Here is a 25,197-nt window from a genome sequence, read left to right on the forward strand (position 1 = left end):
TACCAGATTAGACCTGCAACCAAAACGTCACAGGACCGTCATTCACCAAGGACACTTTCATATCGGCAGCGAAGCGGCCACGCTGTGTGGGTAAGACTTCTTCACACAAGTCAGAAAAGTAATCATACAAGCGCTCTGCATCAACAGGATGCGCACCGCGAGAAAAGCCAGCTCGCGTGCCTTTTTTTGTATCCGCAGGCAGCGTAAATTGAGAAACCACCAGCACTTTACCTTCCACCTGTTTAACGTTCAGGTTCATCTTGCCTTCGTCATCTTCGAACACACGGTAGGTTGTAACACGCTCCATTAAACGCTTTGCTTTAGCTTCACCGTCGTCCTTCTCTACGCCCAATAAGACCAGCAGACCACGATCAATTTCTCCTACGACTTCACCATCCACGCGGACGGCTGCTTCACTGACTCGTTGAATTAGCGCTATCACTACTCTCGCTTCCTTCATCTGTTAACTGAGATTCAGCGGTCGAGTGTATCATGTCTAAATCTTCACTCCAGTGCTCTCGCTCACCAAGCGCAGCCGTAACTTCCGCCCCCAATAACACGATCATCCAGCATAAATACACCCAAACAAATAAGATAGGAATCGCCGCTAACGCGCCGTAGATGAGCTGATAAGACGGAAACTGAGTGATGTAAAGCGCAAAGCCTTTTTTACTCAACTCGAACAGTATCGCGGCGACTGCTGCCCCCATGGCACCATGAGCGAGGTGTACTTTTTTATTCGGCACTAGAATATACAAGCCAAGAAAAGCAAAAAAGGACAGCAACAACGGTAGCCAACGCAGAAATAAATTAAACGCACCAGATAATGTCTCGTTCTCTAAAATTTGCAGCGAAGTCACGTACGACGTCGCCGCAATACTCGCACCGACCATGATCGGCCCTAACGTGAGTACCATCCAATACATAGAGAATGAAAAGACTAAACGGCGCTTGTCTTTAACTCGCCAAATGTAGTTTAAGTTCTTATCAATGTTGGAAATCAGCATGACCGCTGCGATGAATAAAAACCCACCGCCAACCGCGCTCATTTTGCCCGTATTCGCCACAAATTCCTGTAATGCCGTATGTACAGCTTCTCCAGAAGCTGGCACAAAATTCTCAATAATGTAGCCTTGCAGCACCTCACCAACGTTCGCAAAAACGGGAAATTTCGACAATATTGATAACAATACCGTCAGCATTGGCACGATGGATAACAAGGTAATGTAGGCAAGATAGCCCGCGTTCACATTCACACGGTCATGCGTTAATCGCTTAAGAAGATACTTAAAAAACGCGACGCAACTTGGCAGTAGATTGATTAATCTCGCCTTGTAACTCTCTGATAACTGGTTCATAGTTCATCCCATAATTAGCGCCGAGGACATAAGAATGCCTTATTTATTAGCAATTGTACTATCAATTTTCACTTTAACAGGGTGTCAATCTGCTTATTACTCAGCAATGGAGCAGGTTGGGTATCATAAACGAGATATTATGGTCGACCGCGTCGAAGATGCCAAAGAATCTCAACAAGATGCACAAGAAGAATTCACCAGTGCACTTGAAGCCTTGTCTGCGATCACCAACTTTGATGGTGGTGAGCTAGAAAATGTCTACAACAACATCAATGACAAATACGAAGATAGCGAAAAAGCGGCTCAAGACGTACGTGACCGTATTGCTGCGATTGAAGACGTATCCGGCGCACTGTTTGATGAGTGGCAAGATGAGCTAGAGCTGTACTCGAGTGCGAAACTGCGTCGTTCAAGCGAGCAAAAACTACGTGAAACCAAAGCCTCGTACAAAACCATGCTTAGCGCTATGAAGCGTGCAGAGAAAAAGATGACACCGGTACTGGATACGCTACGTGACAACACGTTGTACTTAAAACACAACCTTAACGCCAGTGCGATTGGTTCTTTGCAAGGTGAGTTCTCTAGCTTAGAGAAAGACATTCAGTTTGCGATCAAACAAATGAACGAAGCGATTGCAGAGTCCGATAAATTCCTACAAAAGCTCAATCAAAAGTAAATGATTTAGACCTCCTCCTAGTGAGGAGGTTTTAGTCGGCGACCTCACCGAGTAAACCGATGACTCTTCGAACAAAGCCTACCCTCTCTGGTACAGTTCCCCATGGCACTTCTACCACTTCATAACCCAACTCAGTATAGACACTCACTAACGACTGATGAATCTCCAATGCTTCTTCAAAGCTGTGCGGACGCACTTCATCTTGTACGTAAATGGATGCTTCAGGTCGACAAGTAAACACCTGACTATGGTACCCAGCGCTTTCGGTTAAGAAAGCTTGGTCAACCTTACAGCCGCCCACTTGTAGGTATGCAATGATGTCGGGGATGGCGCGATCAACAAACGCAACATCATGACAACGCGCATCACTCTTTTGTTTGTCCATCAACCCAAGGCATAACTTGGCAAACTCAGGTAAATTCGTCCACGGCAAAACACCATTTTCTAACTGGCTTTGCTGCTCAATCAAGTCGCGAGAACCTTCAGGAAACGTGGCGTAACCACACGCGTCTAGCGCATTCAGCAGTGTTGTTTTTCCCGCACCTGGCCCACCGGTGATAATAATCGGGTTCATATTCAACTCCAGAAAACAAAAAGCCCCGAGCATAACTCGAGGCTTCTTCTTAATTGAATCGCTTAACGAAAATTATTTCGCGCCACGAGAAGCACGCTTACGGTCGCTTTCCGTTAGGAACTTCTTACGGATACGGATGCTTTCAGGCGTTACTTCTACTAGCTCGTCGTCATCGATGAATTCTAGTGCTTGCTCAAGAGTCATCTTGATAGGCGGAGTAAGAACCTGTGCGTCATCGGTACCAGATGCACGAACGTTGGTTAGCTGCTTACCTTTCAGTGCGTTTACCGTTAGGTCGTTGTCACGGCTGTGAATACCGATAACCATACCTTCGTAAACTTCAACACCGTGACCGATAAATAGACGACCACGCTCTTGAAGGTTGAACAGTGCGTTAGTTAGCGCTTTACCCATCGCGTTCGCGATTAGTACACCGTTTACACGTTGACCGATGTTACCGCCTTTGTGAGGGCCGTAGTGATCAAACGTATGGTAAAGAAGACCTGAACCTGAAGTCAGTGTCATGAATTCCGTTTGGAAACCGATCAGACCACGTGATGGCATAACGAAGTCCATACGCACACGACCTTTACCGTCTGGAGACATGTCTTTCAGCTCACCTTTACGTAGGCCGATGTTCTCCATGATGCCGCCTTGGTGCTCTTCCATTACGTCGATCGTTACAGTCTCGAACGGTTCCATCAACTGACCATCTTCTTCTTTGATGATTACTTCTGGACGAGATACTGCTAGCTCAAAGCCTTCACGACGCATGTTTTCGATCAGGATAGAAAGGTGAAGTTCACCACGACCTGATACGCGGAATTTATCTGGATCGTCTGTTTGCTCAACGCGTAGCGCAACGTTGTGTACCAATTCCTTCTCAAGACGCTCAAGGATGTTACGTGACGTTACGAACTTACCTTCTTTACCCGCGAATGGAGACGTGTTTACTTGGAACGTCATTGTTACTGTTGGTTCATCAACAGACAATGGTGGTAATGCTTCTACTGCGTTTTGTGCACAGATAGTGTCAGAAATTTTCAGCTCGCCAAGACCAGTGATTGCGATGATATCACCCGCGTTAGCTTGTTCCACTTCGTGACGCTCTAGGCCAAGGTAGCCCATTACTGTACCCACTTTACCGTTGCGAGTTTTACCGTCAGCACCAATAATGGTTACCTGCTGGTTTGGTTTAACGCTACCACGAGTTACGCGAGCCACGCCGATAACACCAACGTAAGAGCTGTAGTCTAGCTGAGAAACTTGCATCTGTAGTGGACCATCAAGGTCAACATTTGGCGCGTCAACAACATCAACGATAGTTTGGAATAGTGGTTCCATGTTCTCGCCAGTTTCGCCTTCTTCTAGAGAAGCCCAGCCGTTAAGTGCTGATGCGTAAACTACTTTAAAGTCTAGCTGGTCATCAGTTGCACCTAGGTTGTCGAACAGGTCGAACACTTGGTCCATAACCCAATCAGGACGTGCACCAGGGCGGTCAATCTTGTTGATTACAACGATTGGTTTTAGACCGTGAGCAAACGCTTTTTGTGTTACGAAACGCGTTTGAGGCATTGGACCATCGACTGCGTCAACGATAAGTAGTACAGAGTCTACCATCGACATGATACGCTCAACTTCACCACCGAAGTCCGCGTGTCCCGGAGTATCTACGATGTTGATACGGTAATCGTTCCAGTCGATTGCTGTGTTTTTAGCAAGAATGGTAATACCGCGCTCTTTCTCGATGTCGTTCGAGTCCATGACTCGCTCTTCAGCTTCACCGCGAGACTCAAGCGTGCCTGATTGTTGTAGCAGCTTGTCAACCAACGTGGTTTTACCGTGGTCAACGTGCGCGATGATCGCGATATTTCTTAATTTATCAATCTGTGGAGTAGCCATGGATATTGATTCACTTAGATAGATGAAATGCCCCCACGCTGAGAACGGGTGCTCTCTGGCGACATTTGCTGATTAAAAAAACGGCCATAATGTACCAGATTTTAGCAAAAAGCCTAGAAATATGTGATCTACTCCCGAGCATTTCTGCGATTTTTACGCTTAATGCCCATTTTCTTCCTCAGAACGAATTGATTAAACGCAACTTTATTCTAATCGATGCATAATTCAAATTGACTCTTGCTCAAAAACTGGGCTGAATACGCAATGTACCTGTCACATTATGGTGCAACAATGATTTTTGGCACCATAATAGTGCAAGCAAAGATCATTTTGGTGCAAGCAAGTGCACCAAACTAGCATTCAAAAACACAATTGCTTGAAATTAATGGAATATTTTTTTTGGCACGGTTTTGGCTTTAGTTAAAACAGCATCGATTAATGAAAAGTCAAATTGATTAATCAATGCCAGGTTTCATGAATAATTCATAAATCGAGCTTTTACCGCTTATTAACACTGGAGGTTATCCAAGATGTCAGTAGAAAACGTTCTATCGCTGATCCAAGAAAACGAAGTTAAGTTTGTTGACCTACGCTTCACTGATACAAAAGGTAAAGAGCAGCACATTTCGATCCCTGCTCACCAAATCGACGCAGACTTCTTCGAAGAAGGTAAAATGTTCGATGGTTCATCAGTTGCTGGCTGGAAAGGTATCAACGAATCAGACATGGTAATGATGCCTGACGCATCTTCTGCTGTGCTTGACCCATTCACGGAAGACGCAACACTAAATATCCGTTGTGACATCTTAGAGCCTGCAACAATGCAAGGCTATGACCGTGACCCACGCTCTATCGCAAAACGCGCTGAAGACTTCATGCGTTCTACAGGTGTTGCAGATACTGTACTTATCGGTCCTGAGCCAGAATTTTTCCTATTTGATGACGTGAAGTTCTCGACGGACATGTCAGGCTCTTTCTTCAAGATCGACGACGTAGAAGCGGCATGGAACACAGGTTCTGACTACGAAGAAGGTAACAAAGGTCACCGTCCAGGCGTTAAAGGTGGTTACTTCCCAGTAGCTCCAGTAGATTCATCTCAAGACATCCGTTCTGCTATGTGTCTAGTAATGGAAGAAATGGGTCTTGTTGTTGAAGCGCACCACCACGAAGTGGCAACGGCGGGTCAAAACGAAATCGCAACTCGTTTCAACACGCTAACAACCAAAGCTGACGAAATCCAAATCTACAAGTACGTTGTACACAACGTTGCTCACGCGTTTGGTAAAACAGCGACGTTTATGCCTAAACCACTTGTTGGCGACAACGGCAGCGGTATGCACGTTCACCAGTCTCTAGCAAAAGATGGCGTAAACCTATTTGCTGGTGACAAGTACGGCGGTCTATCTGAAATGGCGCTTTACTACATCGGTGGTATCATCAAACACGCTCGTGCAATCAACGCATTCGCTAACCCATCAACAAACTCGTACAAACGTCTTGTACCAGGCTTCGAAGCACCAGTAATGCTAGCTTACTCAGCGCGTAACCGCTCTGCTTCAATCCGTATCCCAGTGGTACCAAGCCCGAAAGCACGTCGTATCGAAGTTCGTTTCGGTGACCCAGCGGCGAACCCATACCTATGTTTCGCAGCAATGCTTATGGCTGGTCTTGACGGTATCAAGAATAAGATCCACCCAGGCGAAGCGATGGATAAAGACCTTTACGATCTTCCAGCTGAAGAAGCAGCAGAAATCCCAACTGTTGCATACTCACTAAAAGACGCGCTAGCAGAGCTAGATGCTGATCGTGAGTTCTTAACAGCGGGCGGCGTATTCTCTGACGACTTCATCGATTCATACATCGACCTTAAGTCTCAGGACGTAGAGCGTGTAAACATGACAACTCACCCTGTTGAGTTCGAACTTTACTACTCTGTGTAAGGTCGACACTGTGTAAAATGTAAACACAGCAATAAAATATTAGGCTCGCCTCGCAGGCGGGCCTTTTTTGTATTCGCCACTCAAGCTTCGACGTTTAACATGAGGGGATAATAAAAATACGCTTAGAATTTTTCCTTACAGGTCAAAGAGCTAAGCCATTGAAACGTGAAATCATCGAACAAGAGAAGGTGAGCAATGAAAGTTCAGCTTATTCCATCACTGTGTGCACTCAGCGGATTGTTAATCGCCTCTATCGCCTTCGCGCAGGTCGCGTATACGTGGGTAGATGAAAATGGCGTGGTTCACTTTAGTGATACGCCAAACAAAGGAGCAAAAGCGATCGCACTGCCAAACCTTGAAGCCAGCGCACCAGCTCCTGAGGTAGAAAGTACTGAATCGCTCGCACCTCAGACTACGCCATCTACTGCATCACAAAACAAGCCAGAGAAAACAACCGAGAAGCCTCTTCCATTAGAACTTTCAATGCAGACCCCCAAGCACAACGAGACCATCCGCAGCAATCGAGGCATCATCAATATTCAATTAGAAACCAATCGCAAGCTCGGTATCGGTGAGCAATTGCAATTGTTACTCGATGGAAAACCTTATGGTGCACCACAAAACCATATAGTGTGGCAGTTAAACAATATTGACCGAGGCACTCACACACTTGCTGTGCACGCGAAAAGAAGCGGCAAGCTTATTGCATCTACTAGCCCTATAACGGTGCATTTACATAGAGCAAGTGTTAAGCCGACCGTAAAAGGGGCAAAATAGAATATCTGGTGAAAAAAAATCACATCACAGCGATGCTTTTCACTTTTTCTTCTAAGATTTATTCGCCATACTTAACGTTCAATTGCACCATTATTGTGCATCGCACAATCTTAAAGCAAAACAAGGACGTAATGTGGATACCAGTCTTCCTAGTGCCATTCTCAACAATATGGTGACAGCAACGCTGATTCTTGATGATGGATTGGCCATCCGTTATGCCAATCCGGCTGCCGAATTGCTGTTTTCTCAAAGCGCCAAACGAATTATTGAACAATCACTTTCTCAATTGATTCAGCATGCGTCGCTGGATCTCGCGCTGCTCACTCAACCGTTGCAAAGTGGCCAAAGCATCACCGACAGTGACGTCACTTTCGTTGTTGATGGCCGCCCTTTAATGCTAGAGGTGACGGTTAGCCCTATCACTTGGCAAAAGCAGTTGATGCTTCTGGTCGAGATGCGCAAAATTGATCAGCAGCGCCGACTCTCTCAAGAACTGAACCAACACGCCCAACAACAAGCAGCGAAGCTGTTAGTCCGAGGGCTTGCACATGAGATTAAAAATCCGCTTGGCGGCTTACGCGGTGCGGCGCAATTGCTAGAAAAAATGCTGCCAGAGCCCTCTCTCACCGAATATACACACATCATCATTGAGCAAGCAGACCGTTTAAGGGCGCTCGTGGATCGATTACTAGGACCGCAAAAGCCAGGTAAGAAGACACAAGAGAATCTGCACCAAATTCTTGAAAAGGTTCGCCAACTGGTTGAATTAGAGTCACAACGCTCAATCATCATTGAACGAGATTATGACCCAAGCTTGCCAGAGATTTTGATGGATACAGACCAAATCGAGCAGGCAATGCTTAATATCGTCAGCAACGCCGCACAAATTCTTAGCCATCAAGAGCACGGGAAAATAACCATTCGCACCAGAACGGTGCATCAAGCCAATATTCACGGCAAACGCTGTAAACTCGCTGCTCGTGTCGAAATCACAGACAACGGCCCAGGTATTCCACCGGAACTACAAGACACGCTGTTCTATCCCATGGTCAGTGGCCGCGAGGGAGGAACTGGATTAGGGCTATCTATTTCGCAAAATTTGATCGACCAGCACAATGGAAAAATAGACGTAGAAAGCTGGCCTGGTCACACAACATTTACTATTTATCTGCCGATCTGAGTGCGCTAATGGACTTCAAGTCGCGTCAGTTTTTCGGTTTGCTGCAAGGATTACTACATGAGTAAAGGATATGTTTGGGTCGTTGATGACGACAGTTCAATTCGCTGGGTAATGGAGAAAACGCTCTCCTCTGCCAACATCAAATGTGAAACCTATGCCGATGGAGAAAGCGTGTTAATGGCGCTCGAACGCGAAGTGCCGGATGTTCTAGTATCAGACATTCGCATGCCAGGTATTGATGGGTTGGAGCTACTAAAGCAAGTACAGCGCGATTACCCAGACCTTCCCGTGATTATCATGACCGCGCATTCAGATTTAGATGCGGCAGTGAATGCGTACCAAAAAGGTGCTTTTGAATATTTACCAAAACCTTTTGATATTGATGAAACTTTAACTCTGGTTGAACGAGCCATTGCACACAGCCACGAAAACAAACGCGAGCAGCTCTCTCCAGAAGACATTCCAGCAGAAACGCCTGAAATTATCGGTGAAGCACCAGCGATGCAAGAGGTGTTTCGCGCCATTGGTCGTCTTTCTCGCTCCTCTATTTCAGTCTTGATTAACGGTGAATCGGGCACGGGTAAAGAACTCGTTGCTCATGCACTGCACCGTCACAGTCCACGTGCTAACAAACCTTTCATTGCGCTCAATATGGCGGCGATTCCCAAAGACTTGATTGAATCAGAACTGTTTGGCCACGAAAAAGGCGCGTTTACGGGGGCAAACAATGTTCGTCAAGGACGATTCGAACAAGCCAATGGCGGCACTCTATTTTTAGACGAAATCGGCGACATGCCATTGGACATTCAAACTCGTTTACTACGCGTTCTAGCTGACGGGCAGTTTTATCGAGTGGGCGGTCACTCTCCGATCAGTGTCGATGTACGAATTGTCGCGGCAACACACCAGAACTTAGAAAAGCTGGTGCACGAAGGTGACTTTCGTGAGGACCTATTTCATCGCTTAAACGTGATTCGCGTTCAGATCCCGGCACTGCGTGAGCGTAAGCAAGACATTGAAAAGCTTACACAGCATTTTCTTATCCGTGCGGCTGATGAGCTTGGTGTGGAAACAAAAACTCTCCACCCGTCGACTGTAGAGATTCTTAACCGCCTTGATTGGCCTGGCAACGTGCGTCAATTAGAGAATATTTGCCGTTGGTTAACCGTTATGGCCAGTGGTAGCGAGGTGTTACCAAATGACTTGCCAAGCGAACTACTAGAAGAGAAAAAATCCATTTCAGACTCTGCACATGGTAGTTGGCAAGAACAATTGGCGGATTGGGCACGGCATTCACTCGCAGCAGGAGATAAAGAACTACTTTCTTACGCTTTACCAGAATTTGAACGCATTTTATTAGAAGCAGCCTTAGAGCACACTAAAGGTCATAAGCAAGATGCCGCTAAAGTATTAGGCTGGGGGCGAAATACACTCACCAGAAAATTAAAAGAATTGTACTGACAATCACTTACGTGGTGCGTTAACAACGAGCGTCGTTTGTCACTCGATATTAATAAAAACATCAGTACAATTGTGGCGCACCACCATCTATGTGATTAGGCGATGTCTACTGCTACGACTCAAATTACACTGCGTACTGCTGTTCTGATTCCATTTGTCATGATCTTCTTACTGGCGATCGGTGTCATTGTCTACGTCCAAAAACAAAGTTACGAAGAAGTGGTCACGGATATCAGTGACAAGCAACTTTCCGTGTTAACCGAAAGTGTCCACGACCACCTCAATAGCTATCTACGTAAGCCTTTTACTGCGGTTATGGCTCTCGCGCACAACGTCAGCTATCACAACCTTTATCGCCCTCACGATACCTCAGACATTCAAAACTACCTGCTAAGTGCATTCAAAAATCTTTACCAATCGATACCGCAGTTGGATGTAATCGCATTTGGTTCAGAAAACGGCGACTTTGCAGGCTTTCGCCGCGAACTTTCCGACGATTACACCTTAATGGTGCAAGATCGCCACACCGATGGTGATCTGGTTATTTATGGAACCAACCATGTGAGTAACAACATTCGAACGGTTATCTCCCAATACGATCCTCGCACTCGCCCATGGTATAAGCCCGTTGCAGAGAGCCAAAACGCCACTTGGTCTGAAATTTATACCAATGCTGATGAACGCCAGGATATTACGCTATCAGCCATGACGCCGGTGTACAAACACGACCAATTTGCTGGTGTTTTGGTGACAGACATTCGTATCAATACATTCAACGAATTCCTGCGCGAGTTAAAATACAACACTAAAGCGTCGGTCTACATCATGGACCCAGATCATCGTTTAATCGCTCACTCAGGCCCGGGAAGCGTCATCTCATGGGGCACAAAATTTTCGGATAAAGGGCAGCGTTTGCTTGCCGCTGAAAACGCAGACCCGATCATCAAAATCAGTGCGAGCCGAGTCCGGTCTTTCGATCTCAACAACACCAAGCAACCTTATACTTTTTCATTTGAACATGATGGCCAACGTATTTTCAGTCGGCTAACCCCGTATCGAGACCAAGACGGCTTAACATGGTTTATCGGCACCTCCATTTCGGAGTCTGAGCTTCTCGGCCTGTTACCAAAAAGCCAGCAAGAGAGCTGGCTCGTTGGCATTATTGTAAGCCTATTTGGTATCGCCATCAGTTGGATCATTTTCAACCGAGTTACCAGACCAATTAACGCGACGGCCGCCGCCGCTCAGCACCTGGCAAATGGGGATTGGGATAGCGGCATGCCAAAGCCTGGTTATGTGTATGAGACAACCGTACTGGTCCATGCTTTTAATGAAATGGCGAACAATCTAAGAGCTTCATTCAAAGCATTGCGTGAACAGTTGGTTTATGACTCTCTGACACGCTTATATAGTCGTCAGGGTTTGGTCGAAATCTGTGAAAATCAGTCTCATCTTTGTCACGGCAGTTTATTTTTACTTGGCATCAACAAATTTAGAGATATCAACGACAGTGTGGGTCATCACAACGGCGACCAGTTGTTGGTCAGCATCGCTAAAAGGTTAAAACAGCAGTTTCGTGACAACGCATTATTGGCTCGGATTGGTGGTGACGAATTCGCGGTGTTTCTCTCAAATGTCGACACGGAAACCAAAATTAAACAAACCGAGCGTCGATTACAGCAACTCTTTTCCACCCCATTTATGGTGGAAGGCGAGAATGTAGTGATGAAGATTTCACTTGGTATTGTACAAACCCAGCCAAACGAAACCATGCCTTTATGGTTACGCAACGCCAGCATCGCATTAAGTTACGCCAAACAAGACTCACTGACTGGTGTTTGTCACTACAGCCCAGAACTAGCGAGCGCTTCAAAGTTTCGTACACAAATGCTGACCAAGATCCAAACTGGCATTGAAAACCGAGAGTTTATTCCTCATTACCAACCGATTGTGGATCTCGTCAGTGGCACAGTGTGTGGCGCCGAAGCACTTGCGCGTTGGCATAGCGACTCAGGTATGGTGTCACCATTAGATTTTATCCCAATCGCGGAAGAAAGCGGCATGATCAAAGCCATCGGCCAACAGATTCTGTTACAAGCTTGTCGCGACACTTACCAAGCGATCGAAAGCAAACAGTGGCCGTCGGACTTCCAACTGCATGTGAATATCTCCGTTAATCAACTATCTTGCCCAAGTTTTGTTGATACGGTGACAAGCGTATTGGATATCACGAAATTACCAGCAAGTAACCTCACACTAGAGATCACAGAATCACGTATCATTGATAGCGCACCGACCACACTAGAAAATATGACTAAACTGCGTGAAATGGGTATTGGTATCGCGATAGATGACTTTGGCACCGGCTACTCATCACTGGGTTACCTCCACTCTCTGCCGTTTACCTGCTTGAAGATTGATCGCACCTTCATCAATCAACTCACACAAGAAAACTTAAACAGTTCAGTCGTCGCTGCCGTCATCAATATCACAGCAGGTCTCAAAACTAATGTCGTCGCGGAAGGTGTCGAGGATAGCAATCAAGCACAATTACTGCGCTCTTTAGGCTGTAATCAGGTGCAAGGCTTCTACTACAGCCGCCCTATGCCACTAGAAGAATGGCCAACACATTTGGTGAACATGAAGTAGAAAAGAGCGAGAATCGTTGATTTCCTAGTCATCCTCTACTGACAATCTACCCAACTGTTATTTATACTTAACTGCAAATCTTACCCATGTATTGTCACAGATGATGTTTGGGCCCTGTTCCAGTTCATAACTATCCGGATCGACAAAATGATAACGAAGAACCTTCCTCTTACTGATTTGCACCGTCACCTCGACGGTAACATTCGTACTAAAACGATTCTTGAGCTAGGCCAAAAGTTTGGCATTGCCCTACCAGCGTACGATATTGAGTCTCTCACTCCTCACGTTCAAATTGTCGAAGCGGAACCCTCTCTTGTTGCTTTCCTTTCTAAGCTCGACTGGGGTGTTGCTGTACTGGGCGATCTAGATGCGTGTCGTCGTGTCGCGTACGAAAACGTAGAAGACGCGCTAAACGCACAAATCGATTACGCAGAGCTGCGTTTCTCTCCTTACTACATGGCGATGAAACACAAACTACCAGTAGCGGGGGTTGTTGAAGCCGTCGTGGACGGTGTGCAAGCGGGTATGCGCGATTTTGGCGTGAAAGCCAACCTGATCGGTATCATGAGTCGTACATTTGGTACTGACGCATGTCAACAAGAACTGGACGGCATTCTGAGCCAGAAAGATCACATCGTTGCCGTCGACCTTGCGGGTGACGAGCTAGGCCAACCGGGTGATCGCTTTGTGTCTCACTTCAAGCAAGTACGCGATGCTGGCCTTGGGGTAACGGTCCATGCTGGTGAAGCAGCAGGTGCAGAGAGCATGTGGCAAGCAATCAATGAGCTAGGCGCAACTCGTATCGGTCACGGCGTAAAAGCGATTCACGATCCAAAACTGATGGATTACCTAGCAGAAAACCGCATTGGTATTGAATCTTGCCTGACGTCAAACTACCAAACAAGTACGGTAGAAACGCTAGAAAACCACCCTCTCAAGCAGTTCCTAGAGCATGGCGTTCTTGCGTGTCTTAACACTGACGATCCAGCGGTTGAAGGTATCGAACTGCCATACGAATACGAAGTAGCGGCACCAGCCGCTGGTCTGAGCCAAGACCAGATTCGCCAAGCGCAAATCAATGGCCTTGAGATTGCGTTCCTTTCAGAAGCAGAAAAAGCGGAACTGAAAGAAAAAGTAAAAGATCGCGCTTAAATCCAGCGAAAACATAAAAAAATGCCAGCATCTGCTGGCATTTTTTATATCTTGAATCTGTATCTCGGATTAAATAACACGAGAGAATTGTTGCTGACGCGCCTTCGCTCGCAGGTACTTATCGAAGCTCATACAAATATTACGGATCAGCAAACGACCTCGCAGCGTCACACGAATTTCATTGTCATCCACTTCCACCAGCTCATCGTTGATGAAGGTCTGAAGTAGCTGTAAGTCTTCTTTAAAGTACTGATCAAACTTCACTTTAAACTCAGACTCAATGGCTTTCTTGTCTAACTTGAAGTTACAAATCAGCTGCTTAATCACTTCACGACGGAGCAAATCATCAGAGTCCAGCGAGACCCCTTTCCATAGAGCGTGACGAAGTTCGTTGACTTGAGCGTAGTATTTCTTCAGCTCTTTCTGGTTTTGCGCGTACGCATCGCCGATCATCGAGATTGCAGAAACACCAAAGCCAACCAAGTCACATTCACCTTGTGTGGTGTAGCCTTGGAAATTGCGATGCAAAATACCTTCGCGCTGGGCAACAGCAAGTTCATCGTCCGGCAAAGCAAAGTGGTCCATACCGATAAATTGGTAGCCAGCACCAGTCAGTGTCGCGATGGTGTCTTGCAGAATCGCCATCTTCTCCTCTGCTTTTGGCAGGTCTTCGTCTTTAATCTTACGCTGCGCTGCAAATAGCTGTGGCATGTGCGCGTAGTTAAACACGGATAGACGGCCCGGCTGCATCTCTAGCACTTGTTCTAGAGTCTTGGCAAAAGATTCTTTGGTCTGCTTCGGTAAACCGTAAATCAAATCTAGGTTCGTCGAACGAAAGCCTAACTCTTTTGCGCGCGCAACCATCGCAACGATGAACTCTTCATCTTGCTCACGATTCACCAGTTTTTGCACTTCTTTGTTGAAGTCCTGCACACCGATGCTCAAGCGATTGAAGCCTTCACTACGCAGATGATCCAGCATGGTCAGCTCGATTTCACGCGGGTCAACCTCGATACTGATTTCAGCATCGCTACTAAAAGTAAACTCTTGGCGTAGCAGGCTCATTACACGCGTGATTTGCTTTTCAGAGAGAAACGTCGGTGTACCACCACCAAAATGCAATTGCGTCACGGTGCGACCAACAAGTAATGCAGCACGTTGACGAATTTCGTGTTCAAGCACGTCGAGGTATTCATCCGCTTTGTGCGAGTGGCGCGTAATGACTTTATTACATCCACAGTAGTAACAAAGCTTGTGACAGAACGGAATGTGTACGTACAGCGATAATGGGCGTTCTGGGTATTGAGTGCATGCCATATCATAATCAGAAATGGTGAACGCTTCATGAAACTCCAGCGCCGTTGGGTACGACGTATAACGAGGCCCGGAATAGTTGTACTTATCCAATACCGCTTGATCCCAGACGATTTGCTGTTTCGATTCAGTGTGTTGATTCGACATGGTGGTACTTTCCGTTAAATGCTAGGGCAACGAAAGCCGTCACCCGATATTCAGAGCCGCTATTTTGCCATACGACGATGACAAGCGTGGCAACGCCGACTGGCTTTTTAAGTATAAAACTAAAGAAGTGCTAGCGTGATCACGATACCCCCATTAGTCATAAGGAGACTATTGGGGGTCGCGCTTAAATCATCTGAATATTGATTTGATTATTCAGTGGCTGGACGTTTTTCTGCAACACTTTGAGCTCCTCAATAATCGCATCAGTGAGGCGGCTTTCCGCTTTATGACGCGTCAAGTTCTGTTGCATACGCTCTTTCTTGGCAAGTTGTTGGCGTTCTTCGCCACGCGCCATATCTTTCACTATGTGGTAAAGCTCAGAAATCGCAGGGTACGTTTTATCGAAATCAACGCGGTCTTCACCTTGTACATAATCCATGATGTTATACACACGGATACTGATTTCAGATAAATCGCACTGCCCTTGAATGCCCGCCTGACACAAGGTATGCACATTCTCAAAAATGTTGGCGTTACGTTTGTCTATCGCCAATTTTTGATGCTTCAGCTGCAATTCCTTTTGCTTTTTCAATTGAAGCAGAAGGTAACCTGCATAAGAAGCGAGTGCGATGATAATCACAACACCAGCAATAGCTAATAAGGTTACATTCATAGCTTAATTATCCTTTATAGTCGTCGAAATTAATGTCGTCGAAATCTGCCAGCAAGTCATCATCGTTGCGCGTGCTTTTCTCAGCAGGTGCAGTGAAGTCTTCCTCTTCTTCAGGTTCCAACAAACCTAGTTGGTCCATTAGCTTCTCAATGCGATCGAGTTTCTCATCGACGAATTTCTGTAGACCTGTGCCCAGGTTTTCACCCGCTTCAATACGGTCTAGCAACACGTTCAATTGCGCGTCATTTTCTAGCATCTCTAGTTCTTGCTCTGCCGACAAACGACGCTCTTGCTTCGTCATTTTCTTCGCAGGTTCAACAATCAGAGGTATTTTCTTTTTGCTGCCTAAGCGCGGGTCGCGATTTTGTGCAGCAGCTTGCTTTTTCTGCTCGTTAACTTCTGAGTTACGGTTACCCGTTTTCAGACCTTTACGCTTTTTAGCACGCTTGCGTAAGCGGCCTTCCACATCAGATTCTGTACGGTTACGAGTTACAACAAACTCAGGTGCACCAGCGGCACCTGGTTTTCTAGATTTTTTACTACGGCTCATTACTGGGGTTTCCTCAGTAAAATTACATCATTACCAATAAATTCGAGTTCGAGCTTATCCCGCTCTGCTAGGAACTGGAACGTGTCACGACTAAAGAACACTACGTGAGTGAGATCGTTCTTATAATGCCATGATTTGAAAGCCTCCACGTCGATGACCATTTTCGTCATCAGGCCTATCCAGCCCCCTGGCTTAACTAAATTCAACCATTGCTTCCACACCAAATCTGGGTGGTAGAGGTGCTCTATCACCTCTGTTGCTGTCATGAAGTCGTACGTTTTTTCTAAAACCGACGTATCAGGGTGGTAGTAGAGATCGTACAACGCCATGTTGTGCCCCGCCTCTTCCAGCATCAAGGAGAGCGTTGGGCCAGGACCACAACCAAAGTCGATACCATTTGATTGTGGAGAAATTCGCTCTGTGATCGGGTCAGCAATACGCGACAAAAAGCGTCGGTAACCCAAATCATCGGGGTTGTTCTCATGCAAATCATAGTGAGCTTTTTCGCTTTCCGCATCCAAACGTTGGTCTGGATTTACGAATACCAAGCTGCACTGCTCACATTGAAGATATTCACGACGCTTATCTTCAAAATAATGGTGAGTGCGCTGATTTTGGCATAAAGGACAGGTATGCATGCTGACTTCCTCAAACAGGGATGCGAAACATACCAGAAAGTGAACTCGGATTGGAGTGTTGTTGAGTATTTTTTCAGCAATTTTTGTTAAAAAACTTTGTTTACAACCTATAAAGCTAAAGTAAGTGCTGTAATCTCAATTCAAGTTACGACTGAGCAAGTCAACGGATATAAAAAAAGCGACAGTCAGACTGTCGCTTTCTAAGTGCCATCAATTGGCGAAACTGTGTTGCACACATTTGGTGCACCAATGATCCCTTTGTTTTTAGAGCTTTCCCTGCCAAAAAGAGTTGTTTTTCATCTTCCTGATGAGTTTTGGCTATCCGTTTACTTCCTGTCTACTGAGCAACTTCCTGTGCCTGATCCGTTTCACTGTCTTAACCGTCAGACGAGATGACCATCCTTATCTGATAGGCTCCCTACCTATCTAAATCCCTTTCTAAATCACCAAGCATCCGAGCTACATCCTTGGAGACCTAAACCGTGGTCTTCAATCCTTACATTCACCCCCCTGTGAACGACTTCTACTTTACGCCATCCCGTTATGCTCACAAGTAATGGGTTGAAAAAAAATCCGCCTATTTTTCTAAAAAATCAAAATTATCATTTAATCAAAAACTTAAAAACACTAACAAGAAAAAGCCAACATCAAGTATGGCAAATGTCTCACAAACTGCCGAGCCAACTATCGCTTTCGTATCCAAACTCGACTGTGATATCTGTCACGAACAAAAATGCCCTAGTGGATTCACTAGGGCATTTTTGTACAAGTTGCTCGAACGATGTAGGGACATCTACCCAACCAGCTCAAGATGCAGGATCTTGAGCGATTTAGGTATATTAGTGCAGACCGCCAACGTATTTAGACAGCACTTCGATATCTTCGTCTGTCATTTTCTTCGCGATGTCGCGCATCATGGCATTCATATCATTGCCACGGTCGCCATCACGGAATTTTTCTAGCTGAGCTTTGATGTAGTCAGCATGCTGACCAGAAATTTTCGGGAAACCTGAAAGCTCAGTACCATTGCCACGAGGACCATGACATGCAATACATGCGGTTAGGCCACGCTCGGCATCACCAGCGGTATAAAGCGTTTTGCCTTTTGCTACTACATCTTCAGGTGTTGAGTTTTCTGAAACTGGTAGCGAAGCGTAGTAAGCAGATAGGTCTGCGATATCTTCATCGCTCAGTGGCATTGCCATACCACTCATTACAGGATCGTAACGACCTTGTTTACCACCACTTGTCATGCCTAGCTTAAGTTCTTTTAACTGCTTCTCAAGATACTTAGCGTGTTGGCCTGCGAGTTTCGGGTACGTTGTTATTGCACTGTTGCCATCTGCTCCGTGACAGGCGACACAGGTTTGTGATTTTGCTTTACCAGCCTCAATATTACCTTGGGCCCATACTGAGCAACTGGCTAAAAGACTCAAAATTAGCGCTAATTTCTTCATGACATTCCATTATAATTATCAAGCTTCCAGTACCACGGAATGTGAACATACCGCGTACACTCATGGTACAATAGGCGACCTTATGCCGAGCACGGTTATTTTACACATTTTCACAAAAAAGTAATCAATCGACTACACAAAGTCGAGATGGAGTTAACAGTGAGCGTAAAAATTCATTACCAAAATACGCATTTCATCACCAGCGCACCCGATATTCGTCACCTGCCGGAAGACGAAGGTGTCGAAATTGCGTTTGCAGGACGCTCAAACGCTGGTAAATCGAGTGCACTTAACCGTCTAACTAATCAAAAAAGCTTAGCCAAGACATCAAAGACACCTGGTCGTACGCAATTAATCAACCTTTTCAAAGTAGAAGAAGGTTGTCACATTGTCGATCTACCTGGATACGGTTTTGCTCAAGTACCGGTAGAAATGAAAAACAAATGGCAGAAATCTTTGGGTGAATACCTACAGAAACGCGAGTGCCTAAAAGGCTTAGTGGTTCTAATGGACATTCGTCATCCAATGAAAGATCTCGACCAACAAATGATTTTCTGGGCCATCGATAGCCACATTCCTGTGCAAGTTTTGCTAACCAAAGCAGATAAACTAAAAAGTGGTGCACGCAAACAAACTCTACTGAAAGTTCGTAAGCAAGTAGAAACTTTCGGTGGTGACGTTTCTGTTGATGTGTTCTCCTCACTTAAAGGATTAGGTGTCGATCAGCTACGTGCAAAACTGGATACCTGGTTTGCACCAGCACTAGCACACCTGATAGAAGAAGACGAACAAGAGATACCAGCGAGCGATGAAGAATAATTAACAATATTTGTTAAATTTCTTCGACACGGCCCTGCCATTTGGTGGGGCTTTTGTTTATCTGAACTAAATAACAGGCAATAAAAATCCCCGCCTTCCTGGCAGGGATAACGGGAGAGAAAAATTGGTAATTATTGTTATGTGACGAAGCATTGCTGAACTGAGATTCGATTTCAATAGGTTAAAAAGCGCTCTTGTTTCCTGTGTATCACCAAACATTCACTCCAAAAACACCCAATAGCGTTACAATTCAGACAGTTAAGCCAAGCAAATCTTCAAAAAGATGTAACTTAGTTTCTTTCAAGAAAAAATAATAGTGTGACTGGCGTAAATTTACAGGATGAATAACGCAATAAATTTGAAGGAAAAATCGAGATTTTGCAGTAACTTAGAAAGGTCAAAAAAGAAGGTTTTTGAAGGCTAACTTTAAGCTGCTGATCCAAAAGAATAATTTTCTTTCGCCCAATAAAAAACGCCCCAGTCAAAAACTGACTGGGGCGGCTGAATCAGCCTAATCCAATAACGTGAAACAAAAGGTCTGAAAGATAGAACATCTTACCTCTGTACCCTACGAGTATTAATGTACAACAATTGGTCAGAATTGCAAAGAATTTTTGTAGTTTTTTTTCATGAAATTTTTATTAAGCAACATCAAAGTTAACTTTGCGCTAGCTTTTTTAATCTCAAAAAAAAGCCAGCGTTTGTGCGCTGGCTCATAATTAATTGGTTATTTTGGTCTAAAAGTGACTAATGAGCTTGATCCCAGTTATCACCGTGACCTGCTTCTGCAACCAACGGTACTTTTAGCTCTGCTGCAGATTCCATCAATTTCTGTACTTTACTTTCAATTTCGGACAATGATGACTCTTCAACTTCAAAGACCAATTCATCGTGTACTTGCATTAATAACTTCACACGACCATTGCCTTCTTCCTGAATCCACTGATCAACCAACAGCATCGCTTTCTTAATGATGTCCGCTGCCGTACCTTGCATTGGTGCGTTGATTGCCGCACGTTCAGCAGCTTTACGACGCATCCCGTTGCGCGATTTGATTTCTGGCAAATGCAAACGTCGACCAAAAATCGTTTCAACATACCCTTTATCTGCTGCTGTGCTGCGTGTGTCTTCCATGTACTGCATCACGCCTGGGTAACGTTCAAAGTATGTATCCATGTACGCTTGAGCCTCACCACGAGGAATGCCTAATTGCTTCGCCAAACCAAACGCACTCATGCCGTAAATAAGACCGAAATTAACCGCTTTCGCACGACGACGTTGCTCACTTGAAACATCCTCAATAGAAACACCCATGATTTCTGCTGCGGTTGCCGCGTGGATATCTTTGCCATCACGGAATGCATTCAATAAAGCTTGGTCGCCAGAAAGGTGCGCCATGATGCGCAGTTCGATTTGCGAGTAGTCGACCGCTAAGATTTTATGCCCTGATGGCGCGACAAACGCTTGACGAATACGACGGCCAGCTTCGTTACGAATTGGAATGTTCTGTAAGTTCGGATCAGTAGAAGATAGACGACCCGTTGCAGTCACTGCTTGGTGGTAAGAAGTATGCACGCGTCCCGTTGATGGGTTGATCATCTTCGGCAGTTTGTCGGTGTAAGTTGATTTTAACTTCGCCAGACCACGGTATTCCAAAATCAGCTTTGGTAGTGGGTAGTCTAGCGCGAGTTCTTGCAGAACTTCTTCATTCGTCGATGGTGTGCCTGATGGCGTTTTCTTCACAACCGGTAAACCCATTTTTTCAAATAGGATGGCTTGTAATTGCTTTGGCGAGTTCATATTAAACTCTTGCTCAGCAATTTCGTACGCTTTCTTTTCAAGCTCATCAAGGCGAGCGGTAATCTCGACCGACTGCGCACTTAGCTTCATTTCATCAATAAAGACCCCAGTGCGTTCAATGTGTGAAAGAACTGGCACTAACGGCATTTCAATCTCTTCGTAAACTGTCTTCAGGCTTTCATCCTGCTCGATATTAGCAAACAAGCGATTGTGCAGACGAAGGGTCACATCCGCATCTTCTGCCGCGTATGGCGATGCTTGTTCCAGTTCGATTTGGTTAAACGTAAGCTGATTTTTGCCTTTACCTGCAATTTGCTCAAAAGAAATGCAGCTGTGCTGTAGGAAGCGAAGCGCCAAGCTGTCCATATCGTGTTTACCGCCGACACTGTTGTAGATATACGATTCCAACATCGTGTCGTGCTTAATACCTTTTAGCTCAATGTCGTAACGAGCGAGTACAGACGCATCATACTTTAAGTTTTGACCGACTTTTGCTTTCGCTGCATCTTCAAGAATTGGCTTCAGCTGTTCTAGTACCCAATCACGATCAAGCTGTTCAGGCGCATCTAAATAGTCATGTGCAACTGGCACATAAGCCGCAATACCTTCATCGACAGCGAATGACAAACCAACTAGATTCGCTAGCATGTAATCTAGGTTATCGGTCTCCGTATCAAATGCAAACAGCTCAGCCGTTTGAAGTTTATCTAGCCAAGCATTGAAGGTTTCTTTATCCAGAATTGTTTCATATTGGCTGCGATCGATTGTTACCGCAGAAGTTTCCATCTCGGCTTGAGAAGAAGAAGCTTGTGAAGATCCTGCAAGCTCTGCGGCCTCCACAGATCCAGAACCGCCTTCAAGTAGTTCATTCAACCAAGATTTAAACGTCAGTTGGCCATACAGCTTCACTAATTCGTCTTTATTTGGTTCCGCTTTCAGCAATGATTCTGGCGTTTCCTCAAGCTCAACATCCAATTTGATGGTCGCGAGCTCATACGAAAGCATGGCATTTTCTTTGTTGTCGATGAGCTTTTTCGCCATGGTTTTAGAACCACGGAAACCAAGCCCTGCAATATCATCGAGGTTTTCATACAACTTCGTCAGACCACCAATACCTTGCAGTAGTGCGGTCGCTGTTTTATCACCGACACCCGGTACACCAGGAATGTTATCTACTTTATCGCCCATCAGTGCTAAGTAGTCGATGATCAACTCAGGTGGAATGCCAAACTTTTCAACCACACCTTCACGATCCATTACGACGTTCGTCATGGTGTTGATCAAGGTAATGTTATCATCCACTAGCTGCGCCATGTCTTTATCACCAGTACTGATCAATACAGGCATGCCCTTTTGTGATGCTTGGTATGCTAACGTACCGATGACGTCATCCGCCTCGACGCCAGGAACACAGATCAGCGGCAAACCCATTGCACGAATAACATTGTGTAATGGTTCAATTTGACAACGCAGGTCATCCGGCATTGGCGGACGATTCGCTTTGTATTCTGCATACATATCATCACGAAAGGTTTTTCCCTTTGCATCGAAAACCACCGCGATGCGCTCAGACGCAAACTGACGCATCATGCTGCGTAACATGTTCACGACGCCGTAAACGGCATTAGTTGGAATTTCACCATTGCTCATGGTGCCCGGGTAGGCGTGAAAAGCGCGATATAGGTAAGAAGAGCCGTCGATAAGGATCAACGGATTTTCAGGAATACTTGCCATAATTGTCTGTATCCAATTCAGTACTTGAGAGATCTGCCTAGGATGCCATGACTGCTGATCTGAATCTATCTTGTTCGCTCGATCTAGGTCGCGTAAATTTTTCCGACTTTATTCACGAAAACACCACCTCCTGTGGATAACTCTGTTTATAGAAATTATCCACTGGTTATCCAATAACAAAAAACACAAGAAAACACCAACTCAAGCCATTGATTTATAAAAATAAATCCGCATAACGGCGAGAAGATCAACGATCCTAAAATGATCATCGCATGTGGAAAAGATATTAATAGTGACGTCAAATAGAAATCGTAGAAAAGAAAAAAGCGACCCGAATGGGGTCGCCTAGCAGAAGTGGTAAAGCAAATTCTGTAAATAGAGCAGCTTAACCAAGAAGCTATAAATTACACTGGAAGCAATGTGAGCAATGTCGTGTCAAAAAGAATTCGTGCAAGTTCTCGGAAAAATGTTTCATCACTTCTCAACTTTCAGTTAATTAACTTCTGTTAATAAGTCACTCAACGTCCTTGTGAACTTTCCTCATTCCCTAAGACAGGTTTAATAATAATGATTCTCATTTCGTAGTCAACAGTTAAATGAGAAAAAATCTCATTTATTTTCACATTGCTTTAATGAAATGCACTCGAGACTCTCGAAGATTTACTTTTTCTTCAAATTTTTCAATGATATAGCCATTTCTCAATAACAAGCGAAGCATAGCCGGAAACTGGTTTCGAGATTTCACTTTTAATGTGTTGTAGCCTTGTTCTGCCACCCAATCCTCTTGAGCTTCCAAAAGCAGCTGTGCCACGCCTTCATTTCGAGCTTCAGGGACAACACCACCTAACCAGCTATAGAAAACACCATCCTCTAATTCGTAACCTATTTTGAAGCCGACAATCGTGCCATTTTTTTCTGCAACGAGGATTAAACTGTTTTTCTCTTCTAAACGTTGAGTCATGGAGTCTACCGTTTCTCCTTTCGAAAACTCGGTAACACGCGCCACAACTTGAAGTGCTTCTTCCAATGTGCCTTCACGAATCAGCATTGTCATTGTTCTCTTCTCCAAAATAAAAATACCCAAGCACCTTGGATTGTTACTGTTGTAATCCGCCTGAGGTTACTTGGGTATATACAGACGAACAACTCTTGTTGGTCTGGTATTTCTCACTGAGCGATAATTACTCTTCTGTCGCTTCCGGAGTACGATTTAGGTGTTGAGCAGTTTGTGCATTCTCTTCTGCCAACCACTCAGCAACGTCTTTCGCAAAGTACGTTAAGATGCCATCTGCACCTGCACGTTTGAAGCACAATAGTGATTCCATCACAATTTCACGCTCTTTGAGCCAGCCATTCATGATCGCCGCTTTATGCATCGCGTACTCGCCAGAGACTTGATAAGCAAATGTCGGTACTTGAAGTTCAGTTTTTACTCGGCGAACTACATCTAAGTATGGCATACCAGGTTTAACCATCACCATGTCCGCACCTTCATTGATGTCTAGCGCCACTTCGTGAATCGCTTCATCAATGTTTGCTGGGTCCATTTGGTAGTTTTTCTTGTTGCCGCCTTTTAGATTTGAAGAAGAGCCAACCGCATCACGGAATGGTCCGTAGTAGTTCGATGCGTACTTAGCCGAGTAAGCCATGATTTGAGTATGAATGTAGCCCGCGTTTTCTAATGCTTCGCGGATCTTACCAATTCGGCCATCCATCATGTCTGAAGGCGCGACTACGTCAGAACCCGCTTCTGCATGAGACAAAGCCTGCTTAACCAATACTTCTGTGGTTTCATCATTCATTACGTAGCCATCTTCATCGATGATGCCGTCTTGGCCATGTGTCGTGAATGGGTCGAGTGCCACGTCTGTGATTACACCAATTTGAGGAATGTGTTCTTTAAGCGCTCGTACTGCTCGCTGAACCAAACCTTCTGGGTTGTAGGCTTCAGTAGCACATAAGCTTTTAGCGTCTTGGTTTACGACAGGGAAAAGCGCGATTGCTGGAACGCCTAGATTTGCAAGGTATTGTGCTTCTTCTAGCATTAAATCAATCGACAAACGCTCTACACCCGGCATGGACTCCACGCTCTCACGACGATCTTTACCCATAAGAATGAACATTGGGTAAATCAGATCATTAACAAAAAGTTGGTTCTCAGCCATCAAACGACGACTAAAATCGTGCTTACGTAAACGACGCATACGGCGTGCAGGGAATGGACCTTGAATTGATACAGACACCATTTTCTCCTTGTCTGGACGGTTATGATGATCAAATCATCTGGTGAACAAAATCATATCACTCTTGATGCATGTTGCGAGTGACAATCTGGAAAAAGGTAATGAAAAAAACTGAAAATGACCCAGCACTCACACTCAAGTATACTTCGAATA

General features: G+C 45.1%; 20 protein-coding genes. 8 read left to right on the forward strand and 12 right to left on the reverse strand.

The genetic code is table 11. From position 1 onward, the window contains the following. Nucleotides 1-7 precede the first annotated feature (7 nt). Together dtd and R7035_RS08210 are read right to left on the reverse strand one after the other, a co-directional pair. Nucleotides 8-442 carry a D-aminoacyl-tRNA deacylase gene (dtd, locus tag R7035_RS08205; RefSeq protein WP_258474396.1) on the reverse strand — a complete coding sequence of 145 codons (435 nt, stop codon included), beginning with the start codon at nt 440-442 and terminating at the stop codon, nt 8-10. Beyond that, on the reverse strand, nt 414-1,358 hold the full coding sequence (locus R7035_RS08210; RefSeq protein ID WP_005379281.1) for a virulence factor BrkB family protein: 945 nt from the start codon (nt 1,356-1,358) through the stop codon (nt 414-416). Before R7035_RS08210 ends, dtd begins: the two co-directional genes overlap by 29 nt. A 34-nt stretch (nt 1,359-1,392) precedes the next feature. Between R7035_RS08210 and R7035_RS08215 the strand changes: the two genes are divergently transcribed. Beyond that, entirely contained in the window at nt 1,393-2,034 is a 642-nt protein-coding gene (locus R7035_RS08215) for a DUF2959 domain-containing protein (RefSeq protein WP_005382972.1), read from the forward strand. Between the two features lie 31 nt (nt 2,035-2,065). Here the strand turns inward: R7035_RS08215 and R7035_RS08220 are convergent, their stop codons facing one another. Both R7035_RS08220 and typA read right to left on the reverse strand, forming a co-directional pair. Further along, the gene (locus tag R7035_RS08220; RefSeq protein ID WP_053349756.1) at nt 2,066-2,608 is read right to left on the reverse strand and encodes an AAA family ATPase; all 543 of its coding nucleotides are present in this window, start codon (nt 2,606-2,608) and stop codon (nt 2,066-2,068) included. A 72-nt stretch (nt 2,609-2,680) separates the two neighbouring features. Beyond that, a complete protein-coding gene (typA, locus tag R7035_RS08225; protein WP_005379276.1) occupies nt 2,681-4,510 on the reverse strand; it encodes a translational GTPase TypA in 1,830 nt (609 codons plus the stop codon). 530 nt (nt 4,511-5,040) lie between these two features. Between typA and glnA the strand changes: the two genes are divergently transcribed. The 6 genes from glnA (at nt 5,041) to add (ending at nt 13,669) form a co-directional block, all read left to right on the forward strand. Continuing rightward, nucleotides 5,041-6,450 carry a glutamate--ammonia ligase gene (gene glnA, locus R7035_RS08230; RefSeq protein WP_005379275.1) on the forward strand — a complete coding sequence of 470 codons (1,410 nt, stop codon included), beginning with the start codon at nt 5,041-5,043 and terminating at the stop codon, nt 6,448-6,450. Between the two features lie 195 nt (nt 6,451-6,645). Next, nucleotides 6,646-7,227, forward strand: coding sequence for a DUF4124 domain-containing protein (locus R7035_RS08235; protein ID WP_136976535.1), 582 nt, complete (start codon nt 6,646-6,648; stop codon nt 7,225-7,227). Between the two features lie 133 nt (nt 7,228-7,360). Further along, nucleotides 7,361-8,407 (forward strand): nitrogen regulation protein NR(II), encoded by a 1,047-nt coding sequence (gene glnL, locus R7035_RS08240; protein WP_017821940.1) that lies wholly within the window; start codon nt 7,361-7,363, stop codon nt 8,405-8,407. Between the two features lie 57 nt (nt 8,408-8,464). After that, the gene (gene glnG / locus R7035_RS08245; protein WP_005379267.1) at nt 8,465-9,868 is read left to right on the forward strand and encodes a nitrogen regulation protein NR(I); all 1,404 of its coding nucleotides are present in this window, start codon (nt 8,465-8,467) and stop codon (nt 9,866-9,868) included. A 102-nt stretch (nt 9,869-9,970) separates the two neighbouring features. Continuing rightward, a complete protein-coding gene (locus R7035_RS08250; protein ID WP_053303413.1) occupies nt 9,971-12,517 on the forward strand; it encodes an EAL domain-containing protein in 2,547 nt (848 codons plus the stop codon). Between the two features lie 147 nt (nt 12,518-12,664). Next, a complete protein-coding gene (gene add / locus R7035_RS08255; RefSeq protein ID WP_042522594.1) occupies nt 12,665-13,669 on the forward strand; it encodes an adenosine deaminase in 1,005 nt (334 codons plus the stop codon). Nucleotides 13,670-13,738: 69 nt separating this feature from the next. On the opposite strand, the gene hemN is transcribed toward add, so the two are convergent. The 5 genes from hemN to R7035_RS08280 form a co-directional block, all read right to left on the reverse strand. After that, nucleotides 13,739-15,130, reverse strand: coding sequence for an oxygen-independent coproporphyrinogen III oxidase (gene hemN, locus R7035_RS08260; RefSeq protein ID WP_017635016.1), 1,392 nt, complete (start codon nt 15,128-15,130; stop codon nt 13,739-13,741). A 184-nt stretch (nt 15,131-15,314) separates the two neighbouring features. Then, complete coding sequence (locus tag R7035_RS08265) at nt 15,315-15,803, reverse strand: DUF2489 domain-containing protein (protein WP_005379254.1); 489 nt, start codon at nt 15,801-15,803, stop codon at nt 15,315-15,317. A 7-nt stretch (nt 15,804-15,810) separates the two neighbouring features. Beyond that, nucleotides 15,811-16,353 (reverse strand): Der GTPase-activating protein YihI, encoded by a 543-nt coding sequence (gene yihI / locus R7035_RS08270; protein WP_005379252.1) that lies wholly within the window; start codon nt 16,351-16,353, stop codon nt 15,811-15,813. Next, nucleotides 16,353-16,991, reverse strand: coding sequence for a class I SAM-dependent methyltransferase (locus R7035_RS08275; RefSeq protein WP_005379250.1), 639 nt, complete (start codon nt 16,989-16,991; stop codon nt 16,353-16,355). Before R7035_RS08275 ends, yihI begins: the two co-directional genes overlap by 1 nt. 839 nt (nt 16,992-17,830) lie before the next feature. Beyond that, entirely contained in the window at nt 17,831-18,448 is a 618-nt protein-coding gene (locus tag R7035_RS08280) for a c-type cytochrome (protein WP_005379248.1), read from the reverse strand. A 159-nt stretch (nt 18,449-18,607) separates the two neighbouring features. Between R7035_RS08280 and yihA the strand changes: the two genes are divergently transcribed. Beyond that, nucleotides 18,608-19,267, forward strand: coding sequence for a ribosome biogenesis GTP-binding protein YihA/YsxC (yihA, locus tag R7035_RS08285; protein ID WP_017635019.1), 660 nt, complete (start codon nt 18,608-18,610; stop codon nt 19,265-19,267). A gap of 747 nt (nt 19,268-20,014) precedes the next feature. Here the strand turns inward: yihA and polA are convergent. The 3 genes from polA to hemB all read right to left on the reverse strand — a co-directional run bounded on the left by polA (nt 20,015) and on the right by hemB (nt 25,044). After that, entirely contained in the window at nt 20,015-22,801 is a 2,787-nt protein-coding gene (gene polA, locus R7035_RS08290) for a DNA polymerase I (RefSeq protein WP_318146085.1), read from the reverse strand. Between the two features lie 619 nt (nt 22,802-23,420). Then, a complete protein-coding gene (locus R7035_RS08295) occupies nt 23,421-23,855 on the reverse strand; it encodes a GNAT family N-acetyltransferase (protein ID WP_005379245.1) in 435 nt (144 codons plus the stop codon). Nucleotides 23,856-23,982: 127 nt separating this feature from the next. Continuing rightward, nucleotides 23,983-25,044: a porphobilinogen synthase gene (gene hemB / locus R7035_RS08300; RefSeq protein WP_318146086.1), complete on the reverse strand. Its 1,062-nt coding sequence runs from the start codon at nt 25,042-25,044 to the stop codon at nt 23,983-23,985. Nucleotides 25,045-25,197 lie beyond the last annotated feature (153 nt).

This window comes from Vibrio sp. 1731 (assembly GCF_033339955.1).
Taxonomy (GTDB): domain Bacteria; phylum Pseudomonadota; class Gammaproteobacteria; order Enterobacterales; family Vibrionaceae; genus Vibrio; species Vibrio alginolyticus.

Bases quoted from the DNA above. Each gene is read 5' to 3' on its own strand.
- R7035_RS08210 (WP_005379281.1), bottom strand. From the start codon at position 1,358: ATGAACCAGTTATCAGAGAGTTACAAGGCGAGATTAATCAATCTACTG.
- R7035_RS08215 (WP_005382972.1), top strand. From the start codon at position 1,393: ATGCCTTATTTATTAGCAATTGTACTATCAATTTTCACTTTAACAGGG.
- R7035_RS08220 (WP_053349756.1), bottom strand. From the start codon at position 2,608: ATGAACCCGATTATTATCACCGGTGGGCCAGGTGCGGGAAAAACAACA.
- typA (WP_005379276.1), bottom strand. From the start codon at position 4,510: ATGGCTACTCCACAGATTGATAAATTAAGAAATATCGCGATCATCGCG.
- glnA (WP_005379275.1), top strand. From the start codon at position 5,041: ATGTCAGTAGAAAACGTTCTATCGCTGATCCAAGAAAACGAAGTTAAG.
- R7035_RS08235 (WP_136976535.1), top strand. From the start codon at position 6,646: ATGAAAGTTCAGCTTATTCCATCACTGTGTGCACTCAGCGGATTGTTA.
- glnG (WP_005379267.1), top strand. From the start codon at position 8,465: ATGAGTAAAGGATATGTTTGGGTCGTTGATGACGACAGTTCAATTCGC.
- R7035_RS08250 (WP_053303413.1), top strand. From the start codon at position 9,971: ATGTCTACTGCTACGACTCAAATTACACTGCGTACTGCTGTTCTGATT.
- add (WP_042522594.1), top strand. From the start codon at position 12,665: ATGATAACGAAGAACCTTCCTCTTACTGATTTGCACCGTCACCTCGAC.
- hemN (WP_017635016.1), bottom strand. From the start codon at position 15,130: ATGTCGAATCAACACACTGAATCGAAACAGCAAATCGTCTGGGATCAA.
- R7035_RS08265 (WP_005379254.1), bottom strand. From the start codon at position 15,803: ATGAATGTAACCTTATTAGCTATTGCTGGTGTTGTGATTATCATCGCA.
- yihI (WP_005379252.1), bottom strand. From the start codon at position 16,353: ATGAGCCGTAGTAAAAAATCTAGAAAACCAGGTGCCGCTGGTGCACCT.
- R7035_RS08275 (WP_005379250.1), bottom strand. From the start codon at position 16,991: ATGCATACCTGTCCTTTATGCCAAAATCAGCGCACTCACCATTATTTT.
- R7035_RS08280 (WP_005379248.1), bottom strand. From the start codon at position 18,448: ATGAAGAAATTAGCGCTAATTTTGAGTCTTTTAGCCAGTTGCTCAGTA.
- polA (WP_318146085.1), bottom strand. From the start codon at position 22,801: ATGGCAAGTATTCCTGAAAATCCGTTGATCCTTATCGACGGCTCTTCT.
- R7035_RS08295 (WP_005379245.1), bottom strand. From the start codon at position 23,855: ATGACAATGCTGATTCGTGAAGGCACATTGGAAGAAGCACTTCAAGTT.